Origin of the sequence: Halomonas sp. I1, assembly GCF_032334135.1 — a bacterium.
Taxonomy (GTDB): Bacteria; Pseudomonadota; Gammaproteobacteria; order Pseudomonadales; family Halomonadaceae; genus Halomonas.
On record NZ_JAVXUS010000001.1, the window covers coordinates 575,275 to 588,135 of the forward strand.

Sequence of the window (12,861 nt, forward strand, 5' to 3'; positions counted from 1 at the left end):
GACGGGCCCGGGCTGAGTGCGCCCGGGCCGGAGTGGGACGTTATTCGCCTTGCGGATCCAGGCCGGCGTCCTCGAGGGCCATGTCGATGTAGCGAGGCGCGATGTCCTGCTGCTCGAGCCAGTCGAGGTAGGCCGGTTGTCCCTGCTCGCGGAAGGCGGCCAACTGCTCCTCGTCGGGGCGAATGATCTCCATGCCCTGTTCTTCCAGGTAGGCGATGCGCTCATCCACCCTGGCCTCGTTGTGGTCACGGGCCATCTGATTCGCTTCGGCCACGGCTTCCTGGAAGGCGCTGCGCATTTCCTCGTCCCAGCCATCGATCATGGCGGCATTGCCGACCAGGAACTGGTCCGAGTACTGGATGTTGGCCAGGGTCAGATAGTCCTGCACTTCATAGAGGCTGCCGAGGATGATGTACATCGGCGGGTTCATCTGGCCGTCGGCCACCCCGGTCTTCAAGGCCATGTAGACCTCGGTCCAGGGAATCGGCGTACCGGAAGCGCCGAAGGCTTCGTAGAGCGCCACCTGGCTCGGGTCCATGGCACGGAAGCGTAGGCCTTCGAAGTCGTCCGGCGAGGCGATGGGGCGTTCGTCGTTGGTGAAGGCCAGGAAACCGCCTTCCTCGACCACCGCCAGGAGCTCCAGGCCGGCCCGCTCGCGCAGGTCGCCCTCCACCGCCTGCCAGTATTCGCCTTCATCGAAGAACTGGCGGGCGTCATCGAAGTCATCGAACAGGAAGGGGATGGCGCTGGCGTAGATCTCGGGCACGACCGGTGACATGCCGGCGAAGGAGGCAATGTTGAGCCCGGGCGAGCTCATGACCTGCTCCATGCGCTCCTGCTCCTCGCCGAGCATACTGTTCGGGTAGAGCTTGAGCTCGATCTCGCCGTCGGTCTTCTCCTCGACCCGTTCCTTGAGGTCGGTGGCGAAGACATGCACCGCGTTCTTTTCGGGGTCCGGGGCGCCGTTGTAGCCGAGATTGACCGTGGTGGCGGCCTGGACGCTACCGCTCAGGGTGGCGGCGCCGAGCAGGCAGGCGGCAGCGAGCGGAGCGGGACGGAAGAAGGTAGGACGAAGGACGGCCATGGGAGTCTCCTGCAAGGGTTGTTGTTGGGGTGTCTCGTGCCGGTGAACGACCGGCATGGAACGAGACTAGGCGTTGTCTCGTTGACTATTCAAACCCATGAATGTTGCTTTTATATCAACGCTAGCTCAGCAGCCTGGGGGCATCGTCCTGAAAGAAGCGCATGCCGTGTCGCAAGTGGTCCAGGCAGGTACGGCCGGCGACGGTCAATTCGCGATCGACGCGGCTGACGATCTGTGCCCGCGCACCGTTCAGCACTCGGTGGGCGAGCGGTAGCACGGCGATGTCGCCCTGCTGGATCTCCTCGGCCACGGTCAACTCCGGCATGAAGGTCACACCGATGCCCGAGCGGACGAAATTCTTCAACACCGCGACCGAATTGGTGTGCAGCCGCGCATGCAGGTGCAGGCGCTCTTGATGCGCCACGGCATTGACCATCTGGCGCATGCCGAAGGGATTGTCCATCAGGGCCAGGGGCCAGTCGGCGAACTCGTGCAATGAAACCGGCGTGGTGCGGCCGGCCAGGGGGTGACCCGTCGGCACGATCAAGTCGAGCGGTTGGCGGGTCTCGACATGACAATGCAGTTGGGGATCGATGGGCGGCGCGTAGAGAAGAGCGAGATCGACCTCACGGGCCTTGACCAGTGCCATGGCCTCGTTGACGCCGGCCATTTCCACGGCGATGTCGATGCCGGGGTAGGCGGTCATGAAGGTCTGCAGCGGCGCATCGATCAAGTCGGCGATGAAGCCCTCGCCCACCGCAATGCGAACCTGGCCGCTGACCAGTTGCTGCAGGGCGCGGAGTCGGGAGATCACGGCGTCCTCCGCACCGCGCTGGGCATGATGATGATCGACCAGCAGGCGGCCCGCTTCGGTGGGCTTGACGCCGCCGGCATGCCGCTCGAGCAGGGCGACGTCGAGGGTTTCCTCGAGCAGCTTGATCCGTCGGCTGATGGCCGAGACATCCACATGCAGATGCGTGGCCGCGCCGCGCAGGGAACCACGACGGATCACCTCGCTGAGATAGGCCAGGGCACGCTGGTTGAGCATCAGGACTCCATGACGGCTGGTGGACGGTTACGACACCCGCTACGCTCAAGGCGAACACCATGGGTCTGGGAGGCGGGCATGGAGCCATTGTATCGCGTGTTGCCGGAGGCGACCTGGGAAGCGGCATGCCGTTCCGGCAAGGTGTCGCGTTGCGGCAATGATAACCGGGCCGACGGCGTGCACTTGAATGTCGCGGCGGCGGTGGACTATACGGCGCGCCGGTATTTCGCCCGGGAGGAACGGCCGTTGGTACTGGAAGTGGACCCCAGCGGGTTTGCTGAGAGTATCGAATGGCGTGAGCCGACCGAGGAGGAACCCTGGCCGAGACCGCTGGCACGTATCGAGGCCCTGCCGACCGAGGCGGTGGTGGCGGTCCGGCGCATCGAGGCGGGATTGCTGGAGCGTTAGGCGCTACCCCGCCTCGAAACATGCATGGCCTCGCGTCGGGGCTCAGCCCCAGATGGCGGCGCCCGTCAGCGTCAGCGCCAGGATCACCAGGGATACCAGGGCTTCGCCTAGCGTGTAGGTCTTGAATCCGCCGCGTACGCTGAAACCGGCGAGCTGGGTCGTGATCCAGAAGCCGCTGTCATTGACGTGGCCGATGCTGATACCACCCGACAGGGCCGCCAGGGCGATCCAGATCGGGTCGACCACACCGGTGGAGGCGGCGCCGGCCATGATCGTCATGGCGGTGATGCCGGCGACAGTGCCCGAGCCCTGGGCGATACGGAAGATCGCTGCCAGGCCATAGGTGAGCAGGATCATGCTGAGCCCCGACTGGGTCTCTCGGAAGACGCTGTCGACCAGCGTCTGGCCGATCTGGGTCGCCTCGATCACGCTGCCCAGCGAACCGCCGGCGCCGGTGACCAGGAGGACCATGCCGGCGGTCTGCAGACCGGTGGCGGCCGCGGTGTCGCGCTCGTCGCGACTCATGCCGCGTGCGGCCACGGCATAGGCCGCCAGGGCGCCGGCCATCAGGGCGACGATGCGGTCGCTGATGAAGGCCACGAAGGCTGGGACGTCGTCGCCGGCCAGCACGCCCAGTTGCTGACAGTAATCATAGAGGGTACCGCTCAGGATCAGCAGGATCGGCAGGGCGATCGGCAGCAGAGCCTGCCAGAGAGGTATCCGGTCGAAACCGGCTGGTGCCGTTGTGTCACCACCGCCTACCGTGGCGACGCCCAACTCGTCCGTGCGGGCGTTCCAGATGCCCCTGTCGAGAATCAGGAAGTAGAGTTTCATCACCACCAGGGCGGTGATCAGACCGACCCCCAGGCCGGCAAAGGTCATGACCCCAATATCGAAGTCCAGAATGGTGGCCGCCGCCAGCGGGTTGGGGGTCGGCGGCACGATAGTGTGCGAGGTGGCGGCCCCGATGACCAAGGCCCCAATGGCATAGGGCAGGGGGCGACCGAGTGTCTTGGCCAGTGCAACACCCAGCGGCACCAGGATCACGAAGGTCACGTCGAAGAAGACCGGGATCGACAGCAGGAAGCCGGTCAGCCCCAGGGCATAGAGTCCCGCACCGCGTGGCGCACTCTTCACCAGGGTATGGGCGATCTTGTGGGCGGCACCGGAGTCGCTCATCAATTGGCCGATGATCACCCCGAAACCGATGGGCAGACCGATGCCGGCCATGATGTCGCCGAAGCCGCCGCTGATGGCGTCCACGGTGCCGGTCATGCCGAGTCCCATGGCAAGGCCGAGATAGAGACTGCCGATGATCAGGCTGATGGCAGGGTTCAGCTTGGCGTAGAGAATCAGGAGCAGGATGAGCGATATGGCGATCGCGAGATGCAGAATTTCCATGGCGAGAACTCTCGAAGGGTCGTTGTCGGGACGAGCCTGTCCATGACGACCGGGGCAGCCCGGTCATCCTGTCGTGGTGGACGCCCTGAGCGAATGGCGTTTCTGGGGTGACGGGCCTCGGCATCGATCGCCGAGGCCACCGGTCAGTGGTTCAAGAGCCGCGTCGCCCGTGTCGGGTCGCCGGGGGCTGACGCCCCATCCAGAGCGGCGTGACGGCAAACCAGATGAGCGTGACGAACAGCAGCGCCCACTTCATCGCGACCTCGCCGAGGACATCGAACAGGTACAGGCTCGGGAACAGTACCGTCAGGACGAGCATCGACAGCGAGAGGAACTGGAGAATCGTGCGCATGGTGGTTACTCCCTCGTCGCGGTGGTGATCGCGCCGTCAGGGGCGGTCGCCGTGTTCATGGTGGGATCGGGTACGGTTCGTCGACGCTGTGCCAGGAAGCTCAGGCCGGTGAACAGGACGGCGGCGATGAACCAGCCGGGCAGGGCCACGAAGAAGATCTCGATATTCGCGAACCGCACCAGCACCAGGCAGATCGCCAGGGTGATCAGCCAGGTTCCCAATGCCGGCATGGTCAACCGGTGACCTGCGTACTCGGCGTAGAAGCTCTTCAGGCCGAGCTTCGGGAGTACCCAGTAGTCGATGACGATCACGGCGCCGATCGGCATCAACAGCAGGCCGTACAGGGCCACGAAGCCCAGCAGTTGCATGGCCACGCCAGGGAACATCGCCACGAGGGTGGTCAGCAGACCCGTGCCGATCGTGACGTGGAACCGCGAGGCCCGGGGGATGACGGCCTGAAAGGCGAGCCCGGCCCGGTAGATGGTCGGATTGGCAGTGGTCCAACCGGCAATGATCACGCAGATCAGACCCGCCACGCCCAGTGCCTGATCGGCCAGGGGGCCGGGAAGCGGGTCAGGTATACGGCCGCCTTCCACCGCGGCAATCACGGCGGCCTCGCTGCTCAGGCCGGCGTCATACATCTGGAAAGCGAACAGCATGGAGGCTGCCAACCAGGCCATGAAGTGGCCGACATACATGCCCGCCGCCGAGGCGATGCTGTACCAGCTCTTGCGCGCGAAACGCAGCACGGAGAGGTCGGACATGCCGATGTGCATGGCCATGTTGGCGAACCAGGCAAAGAAGATGACATGCCAGACGGTGAAGTCCGGCTGCCCGGGCACGTGCACGCCGGTCCAGATCGCCGTTTCGGCCAGGTGCCACAGGTCGCCGGCGGACGCGACGGTCGTCCCTGTGGCATCGATGAACCACTTCAGCGAGACGATACCGAAGCCGAGGAAGATCAAGACCATCCAGGGGGCGGCGATGTTGGCGAACCAGGACACGAAGCGATAGCCATAGGCCGCCACGATGGTGATCACGATGCCGACCCCGAGCACGCTGAGCACCCAGCCGATGCTGTTCGGCGTCATGTCCGCCAGTGTCGGCAGCGGAAAGCCGAACCAGACCCCCACTGCGGTGGCGGAGACGGTGATCATGGCACCGGCGAGAAAGCAGAACGCCAGACCGTTGGCCAAGTTGTAGAGGATGACGGTGTAGCGCCCGGCGATCTTCTCGAGGTGGTAGTAGAGCGTCAGTCGTGCCCGGGTCCCGATGGGGGCCGTTAGGAAAAGCCAGCTCAGTACCGCCAGGGCATTGCCGACGAGCAGACCGATGACCACGTCGAAGGCCGAGACGCCCGCCAGGACGAACAGCGGGCCGATCATCAGTTCGGTGCCGGCGGTGTGTTCGCCGGCATACATGCCGAGAAAATTCTTGAACCCCAGTCGCGCCTCGTCGGGAACGGGCTGGCGCTCATATTCGCTGCCCGCCGGCGCCGCGGTGGCTCGTGTTTCATGGGATGTCGCGCCCATGGCGAGTCCCTCCAGTCGTTGTTGGGTGTCGGGGCTCAGACCTCGAGATAGACCACATGGCTATGGGTATATTCGTAGAGGCCGTGCTTGCCATCGGCGCCCCCGATTCCCGACTTGCGAGTGCCGGCATGGAAGCCCTGCATCGCCTCGAAGTTTTCGCGGTTGATGTAAGTCTCGCCGTAATCGATCTCGCGACAGGCGTGCATGGCGCGGGCAAGGTCTCGGGTATAGACCGAGGAGGTCAGGCCGTAATCGGAGTCGTTGGCCAGCCGGACGGCCTCGTCCAGATCGTCGACGACCTGGATCGGCAGGACGGGGCCGAAGATTTCCCGGCGCATGATCTCCATGTCGCTGCGGCAGCCGGCGAGTACCGTGGGCTGATAGTGGAAGCCTTGGCCGAGGTCGGCGACACGGCCGCCGGTGATCGTTTCGGCACCGTCCCGGGAGGCGCGCTCGACCATGGCGGCCACCTTGTCGAGCCCCTGCTGGTTGATCAGCGGCCCCATCTCGATGTCCGGTTGTGCCAGCGGATCGCCGTAGGTGGTCTCGGCCATGGCACGGGCGAGCTTGTCGGTGAACTCGTCGGCCACGCCGCGTTGCACGTAGACGCGTTCGGCACAGTTGCAGACCTGACCGGTATTGATGATGCGAGAGGCCCGGATCGACTGCACGGCGAGGTCGATATCGGCGTCGTCGAGGACGATGGCCGGTGCCTTGCCGCCCAGCTCCAGGTTGAGTTTGGTGATGTTGTCGGCGGCACCGCGCATGATGCGCGAGCCGGTCTCGACGCTGCCGGTGAAGCTGACCATGTCCACCTGTGAGCTCGCCGTCAGGGCATTACCGGTGCCGGCGCCGCTACCGCTGACCACGTTGAACACGCCCTCGGGAAGGCCGATTCGGTCGAGCAGGCGAGTGAAGGCGAAGCAGTTGTTGGGCGTTTCCTCGCTGGGTTTGATCACCACGGTGTTGCCGGTAACCAGAGCCGGCGCCATCTTGCGGGCGATCAGGAAGAACGGGAAGTTCCACGGCAGGATGCCGGCGACCACGCCGAGCGGCTTACGAAACAGGAAGATGTTTTCGCCGGGACGGTCGCTTTCGATGATCTCGCCTTCGATGCGCCGTGCCCAGCCGGCCATGTAGTCGAGGTAATCCGCGGTGAAATTGACCTCGACTTCGGCCAGACCGGAGACCTTGCCCTGTTCCTCGGTAATGATCCGCGCCAGGGACTTGGCGTCTCGGCGTATCTCGTTGGCGAGGCGTTGCAGATAGGCGGCACGCTCTACGGCAGGCAGGCGCGACCAGGGTTTCTGGGCGGCGCGCGCGGCGACCAGGGCGCGCTCGACGTCATCGGGTGAAGCGTCCGGTGCATGCGAGAGCAGTTGCCCATTGGCGGGATTGCGCACCTCGAGATGCTCGCGGGCAGGGACGAAAGTGCCGTTGATGTAGTTCTGGTGGGTCTGGATGTCGCTGGCCATGATTCGACTCCTCTCGTTGTGATGTTATGGCGTTGTCGTGCGTGTCGTTGGCGTTGCGATTCAGTACGTCGCGGATGAGGTCGTTCGGGAAGCACCGGGCTTGTAGCGATCCACGGTCTGCAGGGCGGCCTGGCGCAGCAGGCTGATGTCGATGCCCACGGCGATGAAGTCGAAGCCCCACTCGGCATAGCGCCGGGCATCGGATTCGGCTGGCGCGAGGATGCCGGTGGCCTTGCCGGCCGCCTGGGCGGCATCGAAGGCGCGCCGGATCATCGCCTGTACCTCGGGGTGCCCGGGGTTGCCGATATGACCGATCCCGGTAGAGAGGTCGGCGGGGCCGATGAAGACCGCATCGACGCCATCCACGGCGGCGATGGCCTCGACATTGTCGATGCCCTGCGGTGACTCGACCTGGACGATCAGGCACAGCTCCCGGTGGGCGGTCTCGATGTAGTCCGGCACGGCGTCCCAGCGCGTCGCTCGGGTCAGGCCGCCGCCCACGCCGCGGATACCCTGCGGCGGGAAACGTGTGGCGCGTACCAGGGCCTCGGCCTGTTCGGCGGTATCCACCATCGGCACCATCAGGGTCTGGGCGCCGATGTCGAGCAGCCGCTTGATCAGAGCCGGGTCGTGATCGACGGCGCGTACCACCGGGGCGCTGTCATAGGGCGCCACGGCCTGGAGCTGGCCGAGTATGGCCGGCACCGGGTTGGGGGCGTGCTCGCCATCGATCAGTAGCCAGTCGAAGCCGGTAGTGGCGAGGATCTCGGCGGCGTAGGCGGTGCCGAAACCGGCCCAGCAGCCATACCGCGTGTGGCCGTCGAGCGCGTGCTTGAAAGGGTTGCGGGGAAGTTGCATGCCGGGCTCCTACTGCAGGTTGACGAACATGCCGCCGTCGACCAGCAGCGAGGCGCCGGTGACGTAGGCCGCCATGTCGGAGGCGAGGAAGGCGATCGGGCCGGCCATGTCTTCCGGGCGTCCCAGTCGGCCCAGCGGCGTGCGGCCGATCATGTAGTCGCGCTTGTCCGGGTCGGCCAGGTCGCCCTTGTTGATATCAGTCTCGATGGTGCCCGGCAGCAGGGCATTGCAGCGGATGCCGTAAGGGCCCAGGGCGACGGCGCAGGATTGCATCAGCGACAGCAGGCCGGCCTTGGTCGGCGTGTAGTGGGTCTGCATGGCGCCGCCGACCAGCGCACTGATCGAGCTCACTGCGATGATCGACCCCCCGGTGCCTTGTTCTTTCATGCGGTTGGCGGCGGCCTGTACGGCGAAATAGGCCCCGTTGAGGTTGGTGTTGACGGTTTCCAGATAGGTCTCCCGGGGCATGTCGAGGAAACCGTGGAACGGACAGATGCCGGCATTGTTGACGAACACATCGACACTGCCGAAGTGATGGACGGCGGCGTCGACGAGTTTGTCGCCGGTATCCGGGTCACCCGCGGGGGCACCCACCGCGGTGGCATCGCGGCCGAGCGAGCGGATCTCGCCGATCAGTTCGTCGACCAGCGGCCGGCTGCTGTCGCTGCCGCTGTAGCCGATGACCAGGTTGGCACCCTGGCGGGCGCATTCCAGGGCGGCGGCGCGGCCGATGCCACGTGAGGCGCCGGTGACGATGACGGTCTTGTCGTTGAGAAGCATGGAGGACTCCAGGGGTCGGGTGTCGGCGATGTCAGGCGTGGGGCGCGAGGCGGTACAGGCGTCGGGCGTTGCCGATGAAGAGCGCCCGTCGTTCGTCGGGCGAGGCATCGGCGACGACCTCGGCGTAGGCGTGCCAGATATCCGCGTAGCGAGCGTAGAGCCCATCCACCGGGAAATTGGAGGCAAAGAGACTGCGCTCCACGCCGAAGGCGTCGATCGCCTCGAGAATCAGTGACCGGATGCTGCCGACCGTCCAGTGGTGATCGAGCATGCCGAAACCACTCAACTTGATGGCGACGTTGTCCCGTGCGGCCAGTTCGCGCAGACCATCGCGCCAGGCGCGCCACCCCTCGACACTTTGACGGTCGACATACATGCCTGCGTGATTGAGCAGGAAAAGCGTGTCGGGATGTTCCGCCGCCAGCGCCGCGGCCTGCGCCATCTGGGCCGGGTAGATCTGCAGGTCGAACGAGAGGTCGTGCCGTGCCAGCAGGCGAAAGTTATCGCGCCAGGCGGGCTCGTTCATGTAGTGACGACCCACGTAATCGAACAGGGGGTCCTCGTGCACATTGAGGATCTGGCGCACACCGCAGACCCTGTCGCTGTGCTCGAGCTGTTCCTCGAGCACTTGCGCGGTCTCTGGTGTCGAGAGATCGGCGCCGATGACCAGTGCCGAAGGCAGCGGTGGCTGGCCGTCGTCATCGAGTGTCGTCAGCCAGCGCGTCTCCCGAACCGGGTCGACGGCGTCCGCCTCGACGTGGACGGCGCCCAGCAACTCGATATCGCCGCGCTGACGACGCAGTTCGGCCGGGCCGATATCGTGGGCCATGGGGCTGTAGTCGCCGAGCAGGTTGGGAGACGGCCGCTCGAGCCAGGGCTGATTGCCCTGATCGAGCTGCCAGAAATGCACGTGGGCATCGATCACTTGCATGGTCGTCATTCCTCGGAAAGCAGAGTGAACACTTCATTCAGCGCCACGCTCTGGGGCGAGGCGTCCGGCTCGGTGTCCATGATATCGGCCATGGCGTGCCACCAGCGCTGCATCACCGGCAGTGACGGCAGGTCGTCGACACGGTGATCGTCGGCCAGCGTCATGATGGCGAAGAGATGGCGCGATTCGGGGTCGAGGAAGATGCGATATTCCTCGACACCGGCTTCGCGCAATGCCGTGACCAGCGCCGGCCAGATGGCGTCGTGGCGTCGCCGGTACTCGTCTTCCTGGCCGGGATGCAGGGTCATGCGCAGGGCACGGATCGGCATGTCGTTTCCTCTTCGGTCGGGACTCGCAGGGAATCAGTGCTCGTAGGGACGTGCCAGCTGGCTTTCCGGATTCAGGCGCACGCCGAAGCCGGGGGCATCGAGCCGGGAGGCGCGCATGCGGCCGTTTTCCGGTACCGGTTCGTCGAGCAGCAGCGGATTGAACATCGGCACCACCTTGTCGGCGTCGGGCGCCATCATCAGGAACTCGGCGAACGGGCTGTTGTGGCGGGTGACGACGAAGTGGTAGCTGTATACCGAGGAGCCGTGCGGCACGACCAGCTTGTTGTGGGCATCGGCCAGTGCCGAGATCTTGATCAGTTCGGTGACGCCGCCACACCAGCCGACATCGGGCTGGATGACATCGCAGCACTCCATTTCCATCAGCATGCGAAAGCCCCAGCGGGTCGCCTCGTGCTCGCCGGTGTTGACCAGCATGCCGGTCGGGACATTGCGCTTGAGTTCGGCGTAGCCCCAGTAGTCGTCGGGCGGCAGGGCCTCCTCGATCCACTTGAGGTCGAACTCTCGGGCCCTCTGGGCGAGCCGAGTAGCGTAGTTGACGTCGAGGCTCATCCAGCAGTCGAACATCAGCCAGAAGTCGTCGCCGACGCGCTCGCGCATGTCGGCGAGCTGGGCGAGGTTCTTCTCGAGCCCGGCATCGCCTTCGGCCGGCCCGTGCTTGAGCGGCATCTTGCCGCCGATGAACCCCATCTGCTGGGCCAGGTCGGGCCGGGCGCCGGTCGCGTAGAAGGTCAGCTCGTCACGGACCGGGCCGCCGAGCATGGCATGCACGGGTTCCTGGCGAATCTTGCCCAGCAGGTCCCAGAGCGCGAGGTCGACGCCGGAGATGGTGTTGAGCACCACGCCCTTGCGACCATAGAAGAGCGTGGCATTGAACATCTGGTCCCAGATGCGCTCGATGTCGGTGACGCGCTGTCCCTCGACGAAGCGTGCCAGGTGTTTCTCGACGATGAAGGCGCCGATCTCGCCGGCGGTGGTCACCGCGAAGCCGATGGTGCCGTCGCTGGCCTCGACCTCGACCACCAGGGTGCCGAGCACGTTCAGCCCGAAGCTCTTGCGGGTCATGCGGTACTCGGGGTACTTGCTCATCGGCGTCGATATCTGGCCATCGATCCAGTGCCCGTCGCCCTGGTCATGGTAATCGGCGCCGCCGCCGCGAACGGTATAGGCACGGATGTGCTTGATGGTAGGCATCGGCATGATGCGGTCCTTTCAATGGATGACAAATGGAGAAGGTGTGGGGGAATAGATACGCGTGATAGCGACGTCTGACTAATGCAGAGGCTGCCCCTTGTGATACCTTTTTGTTATCTATTGGCGTAGAGGTGAGGTCTCATGGGCTCTGCAGCGAGTCCACGAGATTCAAGGGATAGAGCGGAATTCGACCAATGTCGAATGGGGAGTGTCGGAATAGCTTCCCGTTATCTTGGGTGCAGAGAGCATGGAAAAGAGGAAGGCGCCATGTCGGAACCGATGCGTCAAGCTGCGCTGCTCAACCGGCTGCGTTACAAGCACTTGTTGCTGATTGCCTTGCTCGACGAGCACCGCAACCTGCATCAGGTGGCGAGGACCCTGAACATGTCGCAGCCGGCGGCGACGCGCATGCTGCGCGAAATCGAGGCGACCTTCGATTGTCGGCTCTTCGAGCGCACCACGCGCGGTGTGCAGCCGACGCGGCTGGGGGAGGTGTTGATCGAGTTCGCCCACGGCGCCTTGAATCGTCTTGATCGATGCGCCGAATCTCTGCATCGGCATCAACTGGGGGATCAAGGCCAGCTGGTACTGGGGACGATCATGGGGGCAGCGCCCGATCTGGTGGCGGAGGCGGTGATCGAAATGAAGCGTCAGCGTCCGCTACTGCAGGTGCGACTGCTGGGCGAGACCAGTGACCAGCTCGTGGAACTGCTGGCACAGAACAAGATCGATATCGCCATCGCCCGCTACGTGACCGCGCTCCAGCATAATCAGTTCGACTTCGAGTCACTGGGCAACGAGACGATGCTGGCGGTGGTGCGTCACGATCACCCGCTGGCGGACGAGGCCGCGTTGTCGCTGGCGACGCTGCTGGAAGCCTGGCCATGGATCCTGCAGCCATTGGAGAGTCCGGCGCGACAGGTCCTGGAGAAAGAGTTCGAGCTGGCGGGCCTGATGTCGCCGCGTGACATCATCGAGTGCGGTTCGATCTTCGCGGCATTGCAACTGGTCAAGCGCAGCGACGGTGTGCTGGTGATGCCCGAATCGGTGCTGCGTGACTATCTCGCGATCGGGTCGATCAAGGCATTGCCGATCTCGGTCGGCAAGACGCTTTCGCCCTTCGGTATCCTGACCCGCAAGAACGAGGCGCTCAGCGAGCCCGTCCGCCACCTGTGCACCATCCTGCGCAGCATTGCCGGGCATTGAGTGGTGGGTCGCTCCCGTGTGGCCGTCGCATGGCATCTGGCGAGAGCATACCGACACGTCGTTGGCCGTCATGCGCTGCAGACGAAAAAAGCCACCCGTGGGGGTGGCTTTCTTCTGGTAGTGGTGGAGGCGGCGGGAATCGAACCCCTTGTCGGTCGAGAGAGTGCCGACACGTCGTTGGCCGTCATGCGCTGCAGACGAAAAAAGCCACCCGTGGGGGTGGCTTTCTTCTGGTAGTGGTGGAG

13 protein-coding genes are annotated in these 12,861 nt (G+C 64.8%); 2 read left to right on the top strand and 11 right to left on the bottom strand.

The annotated features are described in order from the left end of the window. Positions 1-40: 40 nt before the first annotated feature. Entirely contained in the window at positions 41-1,084 is a 1,044-nt protein-coding gene (gene dctP, locus RSO41_RS02640) for a TRAP transporter substrate-binding protein DctP (protein WP_315617514.1), read from the bottom strand. Positions 1,085-1,205: 121 nt separating this feature from the next. After that, entirely contained in the window at positions 1,206-2,132 is a 927-nt protein-coding gene (locus RSO41_RS02645; protein WP_315617515.1) for a LysR family transcriptional regulator, read from the bottom strand. Positions 2,133-2,210: 78 nt separating this feature from the next. Here RSO41_RS02645 and RSO41_RS02650 point away from each other — a divergent pair, with 78 nt between their 5' ends. Then, positions 2,211-2,540: a DUF952 domain-containing protein gene (locus tag RSO41_RS02650; RefSeq protein WP_315617516.1), complete on the top strand. Its 330-nt coding sequence runs from the start codon at positions 2,211-2,213 to the stop codon at positions 2,538-2,540. Positions 2,541-2,582: 42 nt separating this feature from the next. Here RSO41_RS02650 and RSO41_RS02655 read toward each other — a convergent pair whose 3' ends face one another. The 9 genes from RSO41_RS02655 to rhmD form a co-directional block, all read right to left on the bottom strand. Next, positions 2,583-3,941: a GntP family permease gene (locus RSO41_RS02655; RefSeq protein ID WP_315617517.1), complete on the bottom strand. Its 1,359-nt coding sequence runs from the start codon at positions 3,939-3,941 to the stop codon at positions 2,583-2,585. 151 nt (positions 3,942-4,092) lie between these two features. Continuing rightward, positions 4,093-4,293, bottom strand: a complete 201-nt coding sequence (locus tag RSO41_RS02660) for a hypothetical protein (protein WP_315617518.1) — start codon at positions 4,291-4,293, stop codon at positions 4,093-4,095. Between the two features lie 5 nt (positions 4,294-4,298). Beyond that, positions 4,299-5,825 carry a hypothetical protein gene (locus RSO41_RS02665; protein WP_315617519.1) on the bottom strand — a complete coding sequence of 509 codons (1,527 nt, stop codon included), beginning with the start codon at positions 5,823-5,825 and terminating at the stop codon, positions 4,299-4,301. 35 nt (positions 5,826-5,860) lie between these two features. After that, a complete protein-coding gene (gene aldA, locus RSO41_RS02670) occupies positions 5,861-7,300 on the bottom strand; it encodes an aldehyde dehydrogenase (protein WP_315617520.1) in 1,440 nt (479 codons plus the stop codon). Between the two features lie 60 nt (positions 7,301-7,360). Continuing rightward, positions 7,361-8,158: an HpcH/HpaI aldolase/citrate lyase family protein gene (locus tag RSO41_RS02675; protein WP_315617521.1), complete on the bottom strand. Its 798-nt coding sequence runs from the start codon at positions 8,156-8,158 to the stop codon at positions 7,361-7,363. Between the two features lie 9 nt (positions 8,159-8,167). Next, positions 8,168-8,938: an SDR family NAD(P)-dependent oxidoreductase gene (locus RSO41_RS02680; RefSeq protein WP_315617522.1), complete on the bottom strand. Its 771-nt coding sequence runs from the start codon at positions 8,936-8,938 to the stop codon at positions 8,168-8,170. Positions 8,939-8,969: 31 nt separating this feature from the next. After that, a complete protein-coding gene (locus tag RSO41_RS02685; RefSeq protein ID WP_315617523.1) occupies positions 8,970-9,869 on the bottom strand; it encodes an amidohydrolase family protein in 900 nt (299 codons plus the stop codon). Positions 9,870-9,874: 5 nt separating this feature from the next. After that, positions 9,875-10,198 (bottom strand): L-rhamnose mutarotase, encoded by a 324-nt coding sequence (rhaM, locus tag RSO41_RS02690; RefSeq protein WP_315617524.1) that lies wholly within the window; start codon positions 10,196-10,198, stop codon positions 9,875-9,877. 33 nt (positions 10,199-10,231) lie between these two features. Further along, the gene (gene rhmD / locus RSO41_RS02695) at positions 10,232-11,416 is read right to left on the bottom strand and encodes an L-rhamnonate dehydratase (protein ID WP_275286600.1); all 1,185 of its coding nucleotides are present in this window, start codon (positions 11,414-11,416) and stop codon (positions 10,232-10,234) included. Between the two features lie 261 nt (positions 11,417-11,677). Between rhmD and RSO41_RS02700 the strand changes: the two genes are divergently transcribed. Then, positions 11,678-12,616 carry a LysR family transcriptional regulator gene (locus RSO41_RS02700; RefSeq protein ID WP_315617525.1) on the top strand — a complete coding sequence of 313 codons (939 nt, stop codon included), beginning with the start codon at positions 11,678-11,680 and terminating at the stop codon, positions 12,614-12,616. Positions 12,617-12,861: the final 245 nt, after the last annotated feature.